Annotated in this window: 20 protein-coding genes; 12 read left to right on the forward strand and 8 right to left on the reverse strand. The window is 64.3% G+C overall.

Features of this window, described 5'->3' with window-relative positions; genetic code table 11:
* The first annotated feature begins 110 nt into the window (after nt 1-110).
* From def to QZX93_RS26460, 9 genes are read left to right on the forward strand one after another with little or no spacing between them, the layout of a single operon-like run.
* Nucleotides 111-644, forward strand: a complete 534-nt coding sequence (def, locus tag QZX93_RS26420; protein WP_295392061.1) for a peptide deformylase — start codon at nt 111-113, stop codon at nt 642-644.
* On the forward strand, nt 645-1574 hold the full coding sequence (gene fmt / locus QZX93_RS26425) for a methionyl-tRNA formyltransferase (RefSeq protein ID WP_295392062.1): 930 nt from the start codon (nt 645-647) through the stop codon (nt 1572-1574).
* Nucleotides 1567-3114: a 16S rRNA (cytosine(967)-C(5))-methyltransferase RsmB gene (gene rsmB / locus QZX93_RS26430; RefSeq protein WP_295392063.1), complete on the forward strand. Its 1548-nt coding sequence runs from the start codon at nt 1567-1569 to the stop codon at nt 3112-3114. The genes fmt and rsmB overlap by 8 nt, the downstream gene beginning before the upstream one ends.
* Nucleotides 3111-3698: a DUF4390 domain-containing protein gene (locus QZX93_RS26435; RefSeq protein ID WP_295392064.1), complete on the forward strand. Its 588-nt coding sequence runs from the start codon at nt 3111-3113 to the stop codon at nt 3696-3698. Before rsmB ends, QZX93_RS26435 begins: the two co-directional genes overlap by 4 nt.
* Nucleotides 3680-5896, forward strand: a complete 2217-nt coding sequence (locus tag QZX93_RS26440; RefSeq protein WP_295392065.1) for an ATP-binding protein — start codon at nt 3680-3682, stop codon at nt 5894-5896. The genes QZX93_RS26435 and QZX93_RS26440 overlap by 19 nt, the downstream gene beginning before the upstream one ends.
* Nucleotides 5893-7260, forward strand: a complete 1368-nt coding sequence (locus tag QZX93_RS26445) for a sigma-54 dependent transcriptional regulator (RefSeq protein WP_295392066.1) — start codon at nt 5893-5895, stop codon at nt 7258-7260. The genes QZX93_RS26440 and QZX93_RS26445 overlap by 4 nt, the downstream gene beginning before the upstream one ends.
* A 58-nt stretch (nt 7261-7318) precedes the next feature.
* Complete coding sequence (locus QZX93_RS26450; RefSeq protein ID WP_295392067.1) at nt 7319-8827, forward strand: Eco57I restriction-modification methylase domain-containing protein; 1509 nt, start codon at nt 7319-7321, stop codon at nt 8825-8827.
* Nucleotides 8811-9218: a BsuBI/PstI family type II restriction endonuclease gene (locus QZX93_RS26455; RefSeq protein WP_295392068.1), complete on the forward strand. Its 408-nt coding sequence runs from the start codon at nt 8811-8813 to the stop codon at nt 9216-9218. Before QZX93_RS26450 ends, QZX93_RS26455 begins: the two co-directional genes overlap by 17 nt.
* Nucleotides 9194-9262 carry a hypothetical protein gene (locus tag QZX93_RS26460; RefSeq protein WP_295392098.1) on the forward strand — a complete coding sequence of 23 codons (69 nt, stop codon included), beginning with the start codon at nt 9194-9196 and terminating at the stop codon, nt 9260-9262. Before QZX93_RS26455 ends, QZX93_RS26460 begins: the two co-directional genes overlap by 25 nt.
* A 310-nt stretch (nt 9263-9572) precedes the next feature.
* Here the strand turns inward: QZX93_RS26460 and QZX93_RS26465 are convergent, their stop codons facing one another.
* Both QZX93_RS26465 and QZX93_RS26470 read right to left on the reverse strand, forming a co-directional pair.
* The gene (locus tag QZX93_RS26465) at nt 9573-9881 is read right to left on the reverse strand and encodes a type II toxin-antitoxin system RelE/ParE family toxin (protein WP_295392070.1); all 309 of its coding nucleotides are present in this window, start codon (nt 9879-9881) and stop codon (nt 9573-9575) included.
* A gap of 2 nt (nt 9882-9883) precedes the next feature.
* The gene (locus tag QZX93_RS26470; RefSeq protein WP_295392071.1) at nt 9884-10177 is read right to left on the reverse strand and encodes a type II toxin-antitoxin system Phd/YefM family antitoxin; all 294 of its coding nucleotides are present in this window, start codon (nt 10175-10177) and stop codon (nt 9884-9886) included.
* A 171-nt stretch (nt 10178-10348) separates the two neighbouring features.
* Here QZX93_RS26470 and QZX93_RS26475 point away from each other — a divergent pair, with 171 nt between their 5' ends.
* The 3 genes from QZX93_RS26475 to QZX93_RS26485 all read left to right on the forward strand — a co-directional run bounded on the left by QZX93_RS26475 (nt 10349) and on the right by QZX93_RS26485 (nt 12561).
* Complete coding sequence (locus QZX93_RS26475; protein WP_295392074.1) at nt 10349-11146, forward strand: alpha/beta hydrolase; 798 nt, start codon at nt 10349-10351, stop codon at nt 11144-11146.
* A gap of 135 nt (nt 11147-11281) precedes the next feature.
* Nucleotides 11282-11947 (forward strand): tRNA (guanosine(46)-N7)-methyltransferase TrmB, encoded by a 666-nt coding sequence (gene trmB / locus QZX93_RS26480; RefSeq protein ID WP_295392076.1) that lies wholly within the window; start codon nt 11282-11284, stop codon nt 11945-11947.
* Entirely contained in the window at nt 11947-12561 is a 615-nt protein-coding gene (locus QZX93_RS26485) for an ATP-binding cassette domain-containing protein (RefSeq protein WP_295392100.1), read from the forward strand. The genes trmB and QZX93_RS26485 overlap by 1 nt, the downstream gene beginning before the upstream one ends.
* 70 nt (nt 12562-12631) lie before the next feature.
* Here the strand turns inward: QZX93_RS26485 and QZX93_RS26490 are convergent, their stop codons facing one another.
* The 6 genes from QZX93_RS26490 to QZX93_RS26515 all read right to left on the reverse strand — a co-directional run bounded on the left by QZX93_RS26490 (nt 12632) and on the right by QZX93_RS26515 (nt 17103).
* Nucleotides 12632-13663, reverse strand: a complete 1032-nt coding sequence (locus tag QZX93_RS26490) for an HAD family hydrolase (RefSeq protein ID WP_295392078.1) — start codon at nt 13661-13663, stop codon at nt 12632-12634.
* Nucleotides 13664-13694: 31 nt separating this feature from the next.
* Nucleotides 13695-14570, reverse strand: coding sequence for an MBL fold metallo-hydrolase (locus QZX93_RS26495; RefSeq protein WP_295392080.1), 876 nt, complete (start codon nt 14568-14570; stop codon nt 13695-13697).
* Nucleotides 14571-14636: 66 nt separating this feature from the next.
* Nucleotides 14637-15512: a DUF1028 domain-containing protein gene (locus QZX93_RS26500; protein ID WP_295392082.1), complete on the reverse strand. Its 876-nt coding sequence runs from the start codon at nt 15510-15512 to the stop codon at nt 14637-14639.
* Between the two features lie 95 nt (nt 15513-15607).
* Entirely contained in the window at nt 15608-15988 is a 381-nt protein-coding gene (locus tag QZX93_RS26505; RefSeq protein WP_295392084.1) for a hypothetical protein, read from the reverse strand.
* A 92-nt stretch (nt 15989-16080) separates the two neighbouring features.
* A complete protein-coding gene (locus tag QZX93_RS26510) occupies nt 16081-16368 on the reverse strand; it encodes a hypothetical protein (RefSeq protein ID WP_295392085.1) in 288 nt (95 codons plus the stop codon).
* Between the two features lie 348 nt (nt 16369-16716).
* Nucleotides 16717-17103: a clan AA aspartic protease gene (locus QZX93_RS26515; protein WP_295392087.1), complete on the reverse strand. Its 387-nt coding sequence runs from the start codon at nt 17101-17103 to the stop codon at nt 16717-16719.
* Nucleotides 17104-17349 lie beyond the last annotated feature (246 nt).

The following is a 17349-nucleotide window of genomic DNA, read 5'->3' on the forward strand; positions in this document are numbered from 1 at the left end:
CCAGCGGGCGGGCCGGCGGCCACCGCCGACCAATCCCCGCGGCGCCCCCCCAAGGTCCACGGCGAGCCCCATTTAACCCCTTTTGAGCCGCCTGCGGCACCTTCATCGACATGGCAAAGCTTCACATACTCACCTTCCCCGATCCGCGCCTGCGCCACCTGGCGGCACCAGTGGCACGCGTCGATTCTGCGGTCCGGCGGATCGTCGCGGACATGTTCGAGACCATGTATAGCGCCCCGGGGATCGGGCTGGCCGCGCCCCAGGTGGATCTCCATCGGCAGATCGTGGTCATCGACGTCTCTGAGCAAAACGACCGGCCCCTGTGCCTCATCAACCCGCAGATACTTGAGTTGCGAGGGGAAAAACAAGGGGAGGAGGGCTGCCTGTCGGTACCCGGGTTCTACGAGCCGGTCACCCGTGCCGAGTCCGTGCGGGTCAGCGCCCTGGACCGCGACGGCCAACCCTTCACCCTGGACACGGACGGACTGCTGGCGGTCTGCATCCAGCATGAGATCGACCACTTGCAGGGTAAGCTGTTCGTCGACCATATTTCGTTCCTGAAGCGTCAGCGCATCCGCCACAAGCTGGAACGCGACCATCGGCAGGGCAAACCCGCGGAAACGCCGCGGCAGCGGGCCATCTGAATGCGCGTTATTTTCGCCGGAACCCCCGACTTTGCCGTGCCTAGCCTGGCCGCCCTGCTGGCCGCCGATTACGAGTTGGCGGCGGTCTATACCCAACCGGATCGTCCCGCCGGGCGCGGGCGCCGACTCCAGCAGAGTCCGGTCAAGCAGTTGGCCCTGGCCCACGGGTTGCCGGTGTACCAGCCTGAATCGCTCAAACGCGACCGGGCGGCGGTCGCGTCCCTAGTCGACCTCGGGGCCGACCTGATGGTGGTGGTCGCCTACGGGCTGCTCTTGCCGCAGCGCGTACTCGCGGCGCCGCGACTGGGATGCCTCAACGTCCACGCCTCGCTCCTGCCGCGTTGGCGCGGCGCGGCGCCCATCCAACGCGCGGTGCTGGCCGGGGACGCGCACAGCGGCGTCTGCATCATGGGGATGGAGGCGGGCCTGGACACCGGGCCGGTCTACCACCGCTTGAGCATCCCGCTCGGCCCCCAGGAGACCGGCGGTGGGCTACATGACAAGCTCGCGGCACTCGGCGCGCGGGCGTTGCTGGAGGCCCTACCGGGGATCGCGGACGGCTCCCGGGTCGCTCAACCCCAGGACCCGGCGCTGGCCACCTATGCCCATAAACTCACGAAGGAGGAGGCCGACATCGATTGGACCCAACCGGCCGCGGCCATTGCCCGTCTGGTGCGCGCCTTCGACCCCTGGCCGGTGGCGCAGACCCGATTCCAGGGCGAACCCTTGCGGATCTGGTCGGCTCAGGTCGCTGAACCAAGCAGCACCGCCGCCCCGGGGACCGTGGTCGCGGCGGATCGCATGGGGTTGCGGGTGGCCACCGGCGCCGGCTTGCTCGCGATCACCCGTCTGCAGCCGCCCGGCAAGCGCCCCATGGACGCTGCCGACTTTCTCAACGCCCGAGCGATGACTGGAGTGTGTCTTGGCTGAACGCGGACCCAAAGACCCGACGGACCGCGACCGCCGCGCGACCCCATCCCCAAACCCACGGGACGCCAGCGGGCGCGAAAACCCCTGGGGCCGGGCCAAGGCGGGCGCCGCTCGCGCTGGCCCCACCGGGAACGCCCCCGCCCGGCGGGAGCGCCGCGGGGCGCCGCGGCGGGGGGATCAACCGGATACGCCACCCTCGCCATGGAGCGGCCCGGCCGACGCGGAACGCCAACCGGGCGCGGACGCCCGCGCCGCCGCCGCCTTGGCCATCCACCAGGTACGCGACCGCGGCCAATCGCTCACCCGGGTGATGAGCCAATCCGTCCTGCCCCGCCCGCCGGCGGATCGCGCACTCACCCAGGAGTTGATCTACGGCACCCTGCGGGTCCTGCCGCGGCTGGAGGCCTTGGTCGGTATCCTGCTGCACCACCCGGTCAAGCCGAGCGACCGCGACCTGGAGGCCCTGATCCTGGTCGGTCTCTACCAGCTCACGGTGCTCGGTACGCCCCCCCACGCGGCGGTCGCCGCCACCGTGGAGGCCGTGCGTCTGCTCGGCAAGCCGGACAAGGCCGGCCTGGTCAACGCCCTGCTGCGCCGCTTCCTGCGCGAGCGTGAGGCCCTGCTGGCGGAGGCCGACGCCCTGCCCAGCGTGCGCTGGCTGTTCCCGGAGTGGCTCTTGGCCGCGCTACGCCGGGACTGGCCAGAGGACTGGGAGGCCATCGTCGGCGCCAGCAACGCCCGCCCGCCGATGAGCCTGAGGGTCAACGCCACCCGCACCGATCGGCGCGCCTACGCCGGCCTGCTGGCGGCCGACGGGATCACCGCCCGCCCCATTGCGGGCACCGAGTCCGGCCTGATGTTGGACCGCCCGGTGCCGGCCCAGACCCTGCCCGGTTTTGCCGAGGGCCTGGTCTCGGTGCAGGACGGCGGCGCTCAACTCGCCGCCCAGCTCCTTGACGCCCAACCCGGCGAGCGCGTGCTGGACGCCTGTGCCGCCCCCGGCGGGAAGACCGCACATATTCTGGAGCGCGCTGGCCCCGGGTTGGAGCTGGTGGCCATCGACTCGGCAGCCGCGCGTTTGGTCCCACTGCGTGAAAATCTGGCCCGGCTTGGGCTCAACGCCCGGGTGGAATGCGCGGACGCGGCCGCGCCGCGTGGCGCCTGGGATCGACCGCTCTTCGACCGGATCCTGCTCGATGTGCCCTGCTCCGCCACCGGGGTGATTCGCCGTCACCCGGACATCAAATGGCTGCGCCGAGCCACCGATATCGCGGAGCTGTGTGCCTTGCAGGCGCGTATCCTGGACGCGATTTGGCCGTTGCTGGTGCCGGGCGGGCGGCTGCTCTATGTCACTTGTTCGCTGTTGGCGGCGGAGAATCAGGACCAGATCGCCGCCTTTCTCGCGCGCCAGCCGCAGGCCAGTGAGCGGGCGATCCCGATTGGCGACGGGCGAGCGCGCCCCCACGGCTACCAATTGCTGCCCACCGACGCGGGGAGCGATGGCTTCTATTTCGCCCTGCTCGAGAAGTTGGCCCCATGAGGCTTCCGGTGACGGGCCGCCGGCCCGGTCACCGCCGGGGGCGTACCTGGTGGTTGGCGCTGCTGGCGCTCGTGCTGACCTGGCACGCCCTGGCCGCCGACTTTCGGGTGACCCAGGTAGAGACCCGCCTGGTCGATGGGACCTATACCCTGGATGCACTCATCGACTATCGCTTCTCGCCCGAGGCCCTGGAGGCCCTGGCCAACGGTGTGCCCCTGACCATCCTGATGCAGTTCCAGGTCCGGCAGGCCGACGCCTGGATTTGGGACAGCAGCGTCACAGAACTGGAGCTACGCTACGCCATCCGGCACAAGCCGCTGTCGGAGACCTACGAGGTCTACCGACTGCCGGGGACCGCCGGGCGGACCTTTGTGACCCGCGAGGCGGCCATCGCCGCGCTAGGGGAGATCAAGGGCCTGGAGCTGGTCGACCAGAATCGACTCGAGCCGGGCAAGGCCTATGAGGTCCACCTCAAGGTTTCACTGGAGATCGAGGCGTTGCCCCTGCCGTTGCGGCCCACGGCCTACCTGAGCGGGGCCTGGAAGCTGGCCAGCGCTTGGACGAAATGGCCCCTGAAACCTTGAAAAATATACGCGCCCTGGGCATGGTGCCGGTCGCCGCGCTGGTGGTCGCGCTGTTTGTCGCCCTCGTGCTGATGCGCGATGCGATCCAGAACTCAGAGGACTTGAGCCGCGCCTTCGTGCCGCTGCTGTTTGCGGTCTTGGGCGGTCTGCTGATCCTGGCCGTGCTGGTGGTGGTGAACGTGGTCAAGCTGGTGCGCCGCTATCGCCGCCAGGCGGCCGGTTCGCGCCTGACGCTGCGGATCGTCGTCCTGTTTATTCTCATCTCGCTGTTGCCGGTGGGGGTCGTCTATTACTTCTCACTGGGGTTCCTGCTGCGCGGTATCGACAGTTGGTTCGACGTGGACATCGGCCGCGCCATGCAGGACGCACTGGTGCTCAATCAGGCCTCGCTGGATCTCAATCAACGGGTCCTGGTCAAATACACCGAGGCCCTGTTGAGCGGTATCCAGGACCGGTCCTCCACCGCCATTGCACTGAACCTGAACAGCATGAGGCGGCATTCCGGGGCCGAGGAGTTGAGTGTCTTTGGGCCCTCCGGCGAGGTCTTGGGCACCGCCAACCAGGACCCGGCCAAACTGGTCCCGAGCTACGCGGATGGGGAGATCCAGCAAGGGCTGCGCGCCGGCAACAACTATGTGGGGACCGAGACCGGTCCGGGCGACGAACTGGTGGTGCGGGTGGTGGTCCGCGATCCAGGCGGCCGGCCGCTCCAGATGCAGGCGATCTTTCCCACCTCGAGCCGCATCACCGAGCTGTCGGCCGGCCTGGAGGACGCCTATAACCGTTATACGGAGCTCGCCTATCTGCGGCAATCGCTCAAGACGAGCTTCTCACTCACCCTGTCGCTGGTGCTCCTGTTCGGCGTCATGGCAGCGCTGATCGGTGCCTTCCATACAGCGCGGCGCCTGGTTGCCCCGGTGGCCGATATCGCCCGCGGCACCCGCGCGGTGGCCGAGGGCGACTATGAGCAGCAATTGCCCCTGCCCAAACACGACGACGAATTGGCCTTCCTGGTGGCCTCATTCAATACCATGACGCGGCGCATTGCCCAGGCGCGCGATGCCGCCGAGCGCAGTCAACTGGCGGTCGAGACCCAGCGGACCTACCTGGAGACGGTGCTCGGGCGGCTCTCCTCCGGGGTGGTTGCATTCGATGCCGAGCAGCATTTGCGCACCGCCAACCCGGCCGCCCGCCAGATCCTCAACCTGGGACTCGACGATGACGAGGACCGTAGCCTCGCGGACCTGGAGGCCGCACAGCCGGGGCTCGCGCCCTGGACCGAGGCGGTACGCGGCCACTTGGAGGCGGGCCAGGACTGGCGACAGGAGATCGTCCTGCAACGCACCGCGGGGCGCCAGACACTGATGTGCCGGGGCAGTACCCTGCCCCTGCCGGGCACCGACGGGCGTGGCCATGTGGTGGTCTTCGACGACATCACCACCCTGATCGCGGCCCAGCGCAACGCCGCCTGGGGCGAGGTGGCGCGCCGCCTCGCCCACGAGATCAAGAACCCGCTCACCCCCATCCAACTCTCCGCGGAACGGTTGCGCCACAAGCTCCTGCCCACCGCCAGCCCGCAGGACGCCCAACTGATCGACCGCTCCACCCGCACCATCGTGGCGCAGGTCGAGGCCATGAAGTGCATGGTCAACGACTTCTCCGACTACGCCCGCACCCCCCAGGCCGCGCCCACGCCACTGGCGTTCGATCGCCTGGTCCAAGAGGTCCTGGATCTGTACCGCAGCGCGGGGGCGAGCGCCTTGACGGTTCGGCTGGAGGCGCCCGCGACCTGGGTGCGCGGGGATGCGTTGCGCCTGCGTCAGGTGATCCATAACCTGATCAAGAACGCTCAGGAGGCCCTCGAGGGGCATGCGGACGCCCGCATCGAGGTCAGTACCCAACGGCTCGACGATGGCGCCGCGGGGAGCGGCGTCGGCCTGGTTCAATTGGAGGTGGCGGACAACGGCCCCGGGTTCGGCAGCGACATCCAGGAGCGGATGTTCGAGCCCTATGTCACCAGCAAGCCCAAGGGCACCGGGCTGGGGCTGGCCATCGTCAAGAAGATAATCGAGGAGCACGGCGGTATGATCGGCGCCGAGAACACCGGCAGCGGGGCCACCATCCGGGTCCGTCTGCCAATCTGTACCGGGGGTCTGCCGGCAGCGGCAGCCGAGCGAGAGCGACACCCACATCCATGAGCGCGACACACATCTTGGTCGTCGATGACGAACCGGACATCAGGGGTCTGGTCCAGGAGATCCTGGAGGACGAGGGCTACCAGGTGAGCGGCGCCGAGAGCGGCGCGGCGGCCCGCCTGGCGCTGCGCGAGCGGCGCCCCGACCTGATCCTGCTGGATATCTGGATGCCGGATCTCGACGGCATCAGCCTGCTCAAGGAGTGGGCGCAGGACCAAGGCCTGCCTTGCCCGGTGATCATGATGTCCGGCCACGGGACGGTGGAGACGGCGGTGGAGGCGACCCGCCTGGGGGCCTACGACTTCCTGGAAAAGCCACTGTCCATGGCCAAGCTACTGCTCACCGTGGGGCGGGCACTGGAGGCGGAGAAGCTCCAACAGGAGAATATCGGACTCAAGCGCCGCGCCCCGATCGTCCAGGAGCCGGTCGGACGCAGCACGGCCATGCAACGGCTGCGCGAGCAGATCAAGCGTATTGCCCAGCACGACACCTGGGTGCTGATCACCGGTGAGTCCGGCAGCGGACGCGAGACCTTCGCCCGCTATCTCCACGCCCAGAGCCCGCGGCGCGATCGGCCCTTCATCGATCTCAGCGTCTCGGCGCTCACCGGCGGCAGCGCCGCCCGGGAGCTCTTCGGCAGCGAGGAGGCGGGGGCGACCCACTATGGCAGCCTGGAAAAGGCGGCCGGCGGCACGCTGTTGATGGACGAGGTGGCTGACATGGACCTGGAGGCCCAGGCACTGCTGTTAGGGGCGCTGGACAACGGCTCCTTCCTGCGGGTCGGTGGGGTCGAACCGGTGGCGATCGACGTGCGAATCATCGCAGTGACCCAGCGTAACCTGGAGGACGAGGTGCGGGCCGGCCGCTTCCGGGAGGACCTGTTCTACCATCTGAATGTGGTCCCCCTGAACATCCCGGCGCTGTGCGACCACGCCGAGGACGTCCCCGACCTGTTGAACTTTTATCTCGATTTCTTTGCCACCCACGAGAAGCTCCCCTACCGGCGTTTCAGCGTCGGCGCCCAGAACTTCCTGCGCAACTACACCTGGCCCGGTAACGTGCGCGAGGTCAAGAACCTGGTGCAGCGGGTCCTGATCCTGGGGACCGGCGATGAGATCACCCAACAGGAGGTCGAGGCCGCCTTGGGCGCCCCGCCGCCGGTCCAGGCCCCGCCGCTGGAGGGGCTCGTCTCCTTCGACCAGCCGCTGCGTCAGGCGCGCGAGCAATTCGAGAAGGCGTATCTCGACTACCAGTTGGAGAAGCACATCGGCAACGTGAGCAAGATGGCCAAGGAGGCCGGGATGGAGCGCACCCATCTGTACCGCAAGCTGCGCTCGCTCGGGGTGGAGATCAAGGAGCGGCGGTAGGAGAGAAGAGATTGGTCCGCAAAGGAACGCGAATGAACGCAAATAAGAGCGGTAGTGCTTGTTATCGGCACTCGAACAAACCAGGTTGAGAATATCAAGGGACACGACGCCGACGAGGAAGTCGCAATTCGGGCAATTTCTCACGCCGGCGAGCACGGCACATTTTATGGCCGGGCTATTTCGCCCGACCGGCGCGGACCAGTGTCGTCTACTCGATCCCGGTGCAGGCATCGGCTCCCTGGCAAGTGCATTCCTGGAAAGGTGCCGACCAGGCGATCTGAGTTTTTCTGCCATCGCAGTGACTGCCTTCGAGTTGGATAGTCTGCTTCATAAGGAACTGGATCGCTCTCTGGCCAGCTATCGGGCGCGCGCAACGCTGACTTACGAAATTGTTGGCGGCGATTTTATCGAGCACGCGATCAATCGCGTCCAGTTCGGACAGGCCGATTTTACCCACGCCATTCTTAATCCACCCTACAAGAAGATCGGCAGCGACTCGCGCTACCGTCTGTTGCTCCGGGGGGTTGGCATTGAGACGGTGAATCTCTATTCCGCCTTCGTGGCTTTGTCCGTGGCTTTGATGGCCCACGGCGGGCAGGTCGTCGCGATCATCCCGCGCAGCTTTTGCAATGGACCCTATTACCGTCCTTTCCGCGATTTTCTGCTGAAGCACGCCGCGATCCGTCACCTGCATCTGTTCGATTCGCGCAACAAGGCGTTCAAAGATGACGGGGTGTTACAGGAGAACATCATCATCGCGTTCGAGCGTGGCGCCACGCAAGATGACATCACCGTGAGCACGTCCACCGATGACTCCTTTGGCGACCTTGCCTCAGACAGCCATCCGTTTGATCGCATCGTGTTGCCGGATGATCCCGCACGTTTCATTCATGTGCCGATGACGACCGAGCCCAATGCCATTGAGTTGTCGGCCGCTGTCCACTATTCGCTTGGTGAGGTCGGCGCCAGCGTCTCAACCGGCCCGGTGGTCGACTTTCGGCTAAAAGAATATCTGCGGAACATGCCGGAGCAGGGCACTGTCCCTTTGCTTTATCCCGCCCATTTTAGAGACATGGGCACAGAATGGCCGAAACCGGAACTGAAAAAACCCAACGCGATCCAGCGCAACGCGGAAACCGAAAAATGGCTTTACCCGAATGGCTTTTATTGTGTGGTGCGTCGCTTCTCAGCCAAAGAAGAGAAACGGCGGATTATTGCCGCAGTGGTACGACCCAGCGCCTTCGGGGGCGTTGATGCCCTGGGTTTCGAGAACCATTTGAACGTATTTCATGAGTGCAAGCACGGCTTGCCGGAAGCGCTCGCGCAGGGTTTGGCCCTGTTTCTCAGCACGACGGCCGTCGATGAGAATTTCCGGCGCTTCAACGGACACACGCAGGTAAACGCCACGGACTTGAAGCTCATGAAATACCCAAGCCGCGCGGCCCTTATTGCCCTCGGGGAGTGGGGGATCGCTAAAGATATCGCACCAACTCAGGCAATGATCGACGATCAATTCGATCGGTATTGCACTTTACAACCCGGACGACCTCATGCGGCCGGTGAATAGTCCGAAAGCGGTTTACCAGATTGGGCCGGCGGCGTTGACACTATTACGCAGTTTCGGCACCCCGGGGTGGCATCAGTCGCTAGCGACTTATCTCGCCAGTCGCGAGACGCTGGCGGCCAAGTATGCCATGGTACGCGAACAGAGTCGAATACCCGTCAAGATCGCGCCAGGCAAGGAAATCACACTCAGCCCTGGGGACCACAGTGAACTTATTCGGGCCATTATCGAGGAGTTCGCCCAGCGTTTCGCACCGGGTAGCATGCCGGTCTATGCGGGAGATACGGGCGACAAATGGGGCTATTTCGACGCCCCGCTGCTGGCTGAACTCGGCGTCGATGTAGATTTGCATGGGAAACAGATGTCTGGGTGGCCGATTCGCCATCGCACCTAATTCATTTTAATGGTGAGCGGTTTCTTGGTCCATACGAGGTCTAGCCCTTAAGTATATTATGACGTGGCGGCCATATACCGAGTCTTGATTTGGAGCTGTCCGGGGTTTCAAGGTCCGGAGTCGGAAGGTTTTTCATTATCATCGCTTAGGATCTCCGCGGCAAACCCCTGATCGCCTTTCGGCGTCGCCACAGGAACAACTAATGAAGCAGTCACCATTTCCTCCCGGCTGGGATCAAACACGCGTCGCTGCTCACAAAAAGCGGTATTGGAACACTGGACCAAGGTCAACGGCCACCGCATTGACTATCTGCGCGCCGGAAGCGGGGTAGATCTCACCTAAACCTAGCGCCCGTTAATCCAAATCGCCTTCGGGTAAGTCCTCCGTCGGCAGCCGTCGGTGCCCCTCGAACACCGTGAGTACCTCGACTTGGTCCTCGCGCACCCGATAAATGATGCGGTAATTGCCCACAATGACCTCCCGCAGTTCGGTTCCAGGCAGCTCGGGCAACGGGCGGCCCAGATAGGGCTGGTCGGCGAGGGCATCGCCTCGATCAATGATGCGCTCGGCCATGCGCGCCCCGGCCTTGGGATTGTCCCGGGCGATAAAGTCTTCGATCTCTGCCAGGCGCAGAAAGGCCTGATCTGTCCAGCGCACCCTCATGGTCAGTCTGATCCGGAGTCGGCGCGGCGTGCCGCCAAGCGCTCGCGCAAGGTGTCGGACCCCATCAGCCGTCCCTCGGCTGCATCGGCGAGCCCGGCCGCGAGCGATTCCAGGAGCAGTTCCCGGGCACATAGCCGGTCATACTCAGTGGGAGACAGCAGAACCCCAGCCGGTCGACCGTTCTGGGTGATCACCAAGGGGCGTGCGCCCTGGCATACCTGGCGCAACAGGCGTGATGCCTGGGCCTTGAACTCGCCGATCGGAATGATGTCCTGGGCAACTGAGAGCTTAGGCATGATCTGAATTCCGGCTTGGATATGAGTCGGAATCCTGAGCCGTGGTGCCCGCCGAGTCAACCGCGCAAATGGAGCGACAACGGCCGCCGAAGCCGAAATGACGGTCGCTCGGCATCACTGCGGCGCCAGCGAACTTGCCGAGAATCACGCGCTCCCCCAATATAGAAGGCCATGAACCGCCCCCGCCTGCCGTCCAACCTCCTCCTGCGCCTGCTGTTGTCCGCCGGTGCCCTGCTGCTGCCGGTCGCCGTGGGCGCGGAGCCGGGGCAGTGGGCCAAGGTCAACGGGCACCGGATGTATTACCTGCGGGCCGGCAGCGGCTCGCCGGTGCTGCTGCTGCATGGCGGCGGCGACTCGGGCGAGCACGCCTTCGCGAACCAGATCGGCGCACTGATCGACGCCGGACACGAGGTGATCGCCCCCGACCAGGTCGGCCAGGGCCGCACCCCGGGCGTCCCAGGTCCACTGAGCTACGGCGCGATGATGCAGGACACCGCCGCCCTGCTGCGGCGCCTGCGGATCGATTCAGTCGACCTGGTGGGATTCAGCGACGGCGGCATCCTCGGCCTGATGCTGGCGATCCGCTACCCAGAACTAGTCAATCGTCTGGTCGTCAGTGGCGTCAATATCTCACCCGCCGGACTGCCGCAGGGCCATCTGGAGGCGCTCCAGGCGGAGAGCGACGCGGCGGCCGAGGCGCCGGAGGAGACCGGGGCCAAACTCCGGGAGCTCTGGCTGCACGCCCCCACCGAGCAGGACCTGAGCCCGGCGCTGCTCGCCACCATCCGCCAACCCGTGTTGCTCATGGCCGGCGACCACGACCTGATCCGCCTCGATCACACCATCGACGTCTATCGGGCCCTGCCCAACGCGCAGCTCTTCGTCGTCCCCGACACCGGCCACGGCACCTTTGACAGCCGCCCCAACCTGGTCAATCCGGTGTTGCTCGGATTCCTTGCGCGGGCTTAGGGCGCGGCGCTGGCCTGGACCTCAATCCTTCTTACGGCACCTATTCATTTGAACCAATCCGACGATCTAAACCCCTGTGAGGGCGCACCAGCGAGCCCCAGCCCGGCGCCCTCAGCGCCCGACCGGCGCCGCCCGGTGCGCAGTTTTGTGCTGCGCCAAGGGCGGCTGACGGCGGCGCAGGAGCGCGCCTTTGTCGACCTGTGGCCGCGCTACGGGGTGGACTGGGTGCCCGGCACGCCGCTCGACCTGGCGGCACTCTTCGGCGATGCCGGCCCGGTGGTGCTGGAGATCGGGTTCGGCAACGGCGACAGCCTGGCGGCGATGGCCGCGGCCGCGCCGTCGCACCGCTGGCTGGGGGTGGAGGTCCACGGTCCCGGGGTCGGCCATCTGCTCCTGGAGATCGAGCAGCGCGGGCTCACGAACCTGCGCGTGGTCCGCCACGACGCGGTGGAGCTGCTCACCGAGGGCCTCCCGCCGGGATCGGTGGAGCGGGTCCAGCTCTTCTTCCCTGACCCCTGGCCCAAGCTGCGCCACCACAAACGCCGCATCCTGACCCCGGCCTTTCTCGACCTGCTGGCCCGGGTGCTCGCCCCCGGCGGCGTCTTCCACGCGGCCACGGACTGGGAGCATTACGCGGCACAGATGCTCGAGGTGCTGGAGGCCCCGGCCTCGCCCTTCGAGAATGCCGCCGGGCCCGGCCAGTTTGCGCCGCGCCCGGATGCCCGCCCACTGACCCGCTTCGAGCAGCGCGGCGAACGTCTCGGTCACCAGGTTCGGGATTTGGTATTCCGGCGCAAATGATGACCAGCCTGCGTCTAGACGCGGTCTGCCCGCGGGTCCTTGCCCCGGTGAGCCTCGCCCTGGACCCGGGCGAGCGGGTCTTCATCTCCGGTCCCTCGGGCTCCGGCAAGAGCCTGCTCCTGCGTGCGGTGGCCGACCTGGACCCCCACACTGGCGAGGTCTGGCTGGGGGCCGAGGCGCGCTCCGCCATGACGCCGTCGCGCTGGCGGCGGCGGGTCGGGCTCCTGCCCGCGGAGGCCTTCTGGTGGGCGGATGGGGTGGGCGAGCACTTCCCGCAAGCGGCGGCTGGCGCGGGTCTTCATGGCCTGCTCGCCGACCTGGGCTTTGAGCCGGACGTGTGCGGCTGGTCCGTCTCGCGGCTCTCCACCGGTGAGCGTCAGCGCCTGGCCCTGGCCCGGCTGCTGGCGCAGGACCCGGAGGCCCTGTTGCTGGACGAGGCCACCGCCAACCTGGACCCGAGCAACCGCACGCGGGTGGAACTGGTGGTGGAGGCTTACCGCGCCGGACACGCCGCCGCCGTGCTCTGGGTGAGCCATGACCCGGAGCAGCGCGAACGACTGGGCGGGCGCCAATTCGGCATCCGGGATGGGCGTCTGGAGGCGCTGCGGCCGTGACGACTGGTTTGCGGTCGCGGATGAGGCGGTTTGCGACCGCTGCCGGCGCCGGCGCCCAAGTTTGCTCACCTCACTGCGTCGCCGGGAAAATGGCCTTCCAGTCGGTTTTCATATCCACCACGGCCCAGCCTTTGGCGGGGGCTTCGTCAAGGCCCCGGTCGAGCCTGCCGACCGGCGATTCGCGGTCGTAGGCGAACTCGCGTTCCGCGTCGGTGTGGTGGACGATCATGCCAAGGCGCGGGCCCTGGCCGCTGGTGGTCCATTCCAACATCTGGAAATCCCCGTCGGAATTGCCGAAGGCCATGATGGGGCGGCGGCCGATGTGACGCTGGATGCCGACCGGCTTGCCTTCCTTGTCGTCATTGAGCACCAGCTCGGGGGTCTTCACGATGACTGGGGTGCCGTTCCGCACCTCATACCTCAGGCCCCCGGTGGAGCCGACGATTTGTTCGGGCGGGATGCCATAAGCCTGCTCCGCCCAAGGCCGCATGAACTCGATGCCACCGCCGGAAACGATGAAGGTCTTGAACCGGTTGGCACGCAGGTAGGCGAGCAACTCAAGCATGGGCTGATAGACCATTGCGGTGAAGTGCCTGCCGGTTTTTGGATGTTTCGCAGTGGCGATCCAGTCGGTGACGGCCTTTTCAAACGCATCGGTGGTCATACCCGCGTGGGTGGCTAACATCAGCGCGACCAGTGATTTCTCACCCCCGGCGAGGGCGCTTTTCAGGTCCCCCTTGAGCACGGAGGCGAAGGGTTCCTGGTCCTTCCACTCCGGGTGTTGCGGGGCCATCTGTTTGATGCGGTCGAAGACAAAAAACGCCTGGACATACATCGGCTGTTCGCACCAGAGGGTGCCGTCGTTGTCGAAGGTGGCGAGGCGCTCGGGCACTGGCACAAAGTCCGGTGTACCGGGAGTCGTGACCTTCTCGACGAAGCCGATGATGGCTTGTTTGGCATGGCCGTCGTTCCACGAAGGCAGTGGGTCCGCCGCGCGCGCGATCTGAGCGGTGAATGCCACCAAGCAAACAGTTGCGATGGCGAGCAGGTTTTTGATTCTCATTGTCAGTCCCTCCACTATAAAACCTTGCGCCTGACTCATTATCGCAGCCGTATTGCGCGTATCAAGCATTTCAAAGTGTAAAGCGCGAACCGGTATGAATGCGCGATATCTTTTTCCCGAACCCAACCGAAAGCCGTTCGCTTGCGGCCAAGCTCGTGCAATGGCCCGTATGGATGTCTGTGACCCCGAGGTCAGTCAGCTTTTTACCGATAGCCGTTATTTGATCCGATTCGTCGGCAAACGAGTTTGTCCCAGACTCAAGTTGGAGATGTAATCCTCCCACAATGGCTTTAATAGGACCCTCAAAATGCGATCGTCTCACCGTCTCGATCATATTGAGAATCCCGCTGTGCCCGCACCCTGTGAAAATGATGATACCGTCATCTTCCTTGACCACTAAAATCATTTCATGTCTAAAGTCATCGTGTACCGCGTCGCCACCAGCCCCGCTGAAGAGCGCCTTATTCCCATTAGGCCGCGGATACTCGCCAACGATGTTTGGCACGAGATAGACACCGTCAAATAGATTTGTCACGTCATCGATCGACTGAAATCGCTGGGCGTATCTCTCAAGGCGCTCAGTATCAAGGCCGATATACCTCAACGGTTTCCCAGCCACGCCAATAGGTGCGCAATGATCGGCGTTATTGCTGGAATAGTATTTCTTAAAAGCGTATTTACTGATATATACCTTCGCCGTCTTGTTGATCTCAAAAAAATCAAACAAGCCCCCGCCGTGATCGTAATGACCATGCGAGATGACCACGCAACTAATGCTGGATAGGTCCACCCCAAGCTGTATCGCATTATCGAGAAATGCGCCTGAAGCCCCGGTGTCAAATAATAGTTGACTGTTCTTTCCGGTTTTCAACAAAAGAGATAGCCCATGCTCACTTCTTAAGGAATCAGTTTCCGTTGTGTTCTCAATCAGGGTCAGTATTTCCATCGATCTTTACCTTAAGCTTCGTTCTGTGTCGGGCGGGGATTTCCGCGCGGCTGCGGATTGCGAACACTATGTCCCGGCGCCTAGAAAGCGCTCGTGTTTCCGGCGGATGTCCTCCAGCACCTCCAGGTCAATGCGGTCATCGTCGCGGATGCGGGCGTCGTAGTTCTCCCAGCCCATAAAATCGTGCAGGCGGCGGAGTAGCTCCGCATCGCATTGACCGTTTACCGGACCCTGATAAAAGCCGCGTGCATGCAGAATCCCTTGCAGCTCGCCGGCGATGGCGGGGTCGATCTGGACCAATCGATCCGGGTCGCTGGTGAGGTAGGTCAGCCGATGGATGGCGTAGAGCCGCGCCAGTTCGCTGATCGGCGTCGGATGGTCGCAGACCGAGACCTCGACATAGCGGTCGTCGAAACCGCCGTAGCCGCCGCCCGCGCGCTTCACCACCAGGGCCGCGGACTGCTGGCCGCGCCGATCCCCGCCGCCGGCCTGGCCGGCGTGGAGTGCGGCCAGCAGGCGTTCGGCGAGCGTGCCGCCGGTCTCCTCGAACGCCCGCACCATCTCGGACACGACCTGGGGGCCGGTCAGGGTGTTGCCCTGGGCCGAGCAGTTCCGGCCTTGGGCCGCGCCCGCCCAACCGAAACAGTTGGCGCCGGTGAAGTTGGCGGTACGCCCGCGCGCGTCGATGATCCCGACCTGGCGGTCGTCGCGCTGTGGGTCGCCATCGATCAGGATGGCCAGTGCCTGCTCGGGTGAGGCACCGTTTTCCAGCAGCGCGAGCCCACGCGGACCGAAGCTGGTATTGCAATAGGACTGGGTCGCCACCGCGCCCACGCCCGCCTTGGCGAAGGGGATGGATATCCCGACATTGGGAAATTTCGACTGCACGGCCACGCCCAGATCGCCGTTGGCAGGGTCGAAGGCGACAACTGAAAAGGTCATTCAATCCTCCACAAGAAAGCTAGTCGCCTAACTGCGTGCTATTGCGCTAGCGCCCCTTTACCCCGCTTGGCCTTCACGAGAGTGTCAGCCTGAGCTCAGGGACAATGCGCTTCAGATATCCAGCTAGCGAGCGATGTTTCGGTAATCTGTGCTGGCGCTGGAACGAAGCACACGACGTCTTGGCCGATCATGCCGATGGCGACGAGCGCGCCCTCCTTTGCACCCCTGAGTTCTCGCTTGGGAATGCGAAATCCGATCCTGGTGCCGGCCTCTGCCCGACCGAGCCGGTCCACCGCGATGATCTCTGCCTGAACGCGCTGGGCATCGGGCAGCGAACCACCAAGAGAGGGGGAGCGACCAATGCCAAACAAGCCATTCCCCTCTTTCTTAATCTGGATGAGTCGCAGGCCCGCTCGTTGCTCAAGAGCGCGCTCGGCGCGCCATTCCCATCCCAATTGTACCAACGGATCGGCCATGGCGTAAGACTCCTCTCTCGATAGGTTGAACAGGGTGAGCGCCGTCGCGAGCGACGTAGCGGCCACCAACCTGAAGCGCCGCCGGTGCGCGCTCATGGGTCCTCGACGGCCATGGTCATGCCGCTCCCCACGGTCGTAAAGCCGATGTATCCCGAGTAGCTTTCACAGATGTCCCGTCGCTGTCTTATGATCTGCTCATAAAGATTATTCGGCGTGTCGAGCTCGGGAATTCCGGCGGCGAGGATATCAGCGTGGCGAAAGGCGCCCGAGGCGCGAGTGGAGCAGTTCTTGCCGAGCAGGCGGAACGTGCCGGGGTCTTCGGTCAGACGGTTCCAATAGTCGTCGAAGCGCTCTGCCTGTGAACTCGATACGCGAACCACGAGGGCGGTCGAGACGACACCGCAGCCGCGCGATCGTGGCGTCGACGTAATAGGGTCGACTCCTCTTGAATCCATCCAGGTCGTAGACTTCGCCGCGAATACCGATGAGCACCGCCGAAATAGTATAGCCGCTACCCTCGCCAGCCTCGCCGAAATAGCCCACGGGCGAGCCGTTCGAGCGGACGCAGTCGGCGTGTTGTTCCAGCTTTCCAGGTGAATGCTCAGCGGATGTCTTGCCCCGGCCGATGAGCGCTACCTTGTCACCAGCAAACACAATGTTTTGGTTAGCCAAGTCGCTTCCTCCCCGCATAGATGGTCTCGAATATTGAAAGAAATCGAGGTTGGCCCCTATTGCTGTCCTACTGTTTTTAGTATTTTTAGCCGGATTGCGGGTAGACGTTTCAATGTTTGATTTCGTGGATCGACATCAATGCCCACAGACTCTAAGGCGGTCACTCCCAGGATGGGTTCCGTTCCAGGATCGCCAAAAATAATCGTTCCCCCGACAATCTCCCCCATAAACTCAATGTCGCCTGTTGTAATGTCCATCCGGATTTCGCTACCGTCGGCAAGCTCGTAAATGCGCTGTGCCTTGGGCTTTAGGCCAATGGACTCCAGAGAATCTCTTGGAACAAGAGAATCGGTTGCACCGGTATCAACAAGAAAGAGCCCTTCCCATGATCTTTCCGGGCTTGCAGGATTCCTTATTGTCACCGTCACATGCGTTGCACCCATAAGTCACCTCACTGTTTTCCCGTGTCGAGCCTCGCCGTAGGGACGCCGGAAATCTCGGGGACAGTAGCATAAGTCTCCAGTCGAAGGAATCGAATAAGGCATACTGTCCCTGTAACCACGGCAAATCCGTTCTAGCCCGCCGTGGCTGGCCGTCCCCGCCGACGGCGGGAATTTTCGGTCATGCCCAGGTAGTCAAACACCAGGCGGACGTTGCGTGCCAGGCGCTGGATGGTGGCGGCGACGGTG

This window comes from uncultured Thiodictyon sp. (assembly GCF_903946935.1).
In the GTDB taxonomy this organism is placed as follows: Bacteria; Pseudomonadota; Gammaproteobacteria; order Chromatiales; family Chromatiaceae; genus Thiodictyon.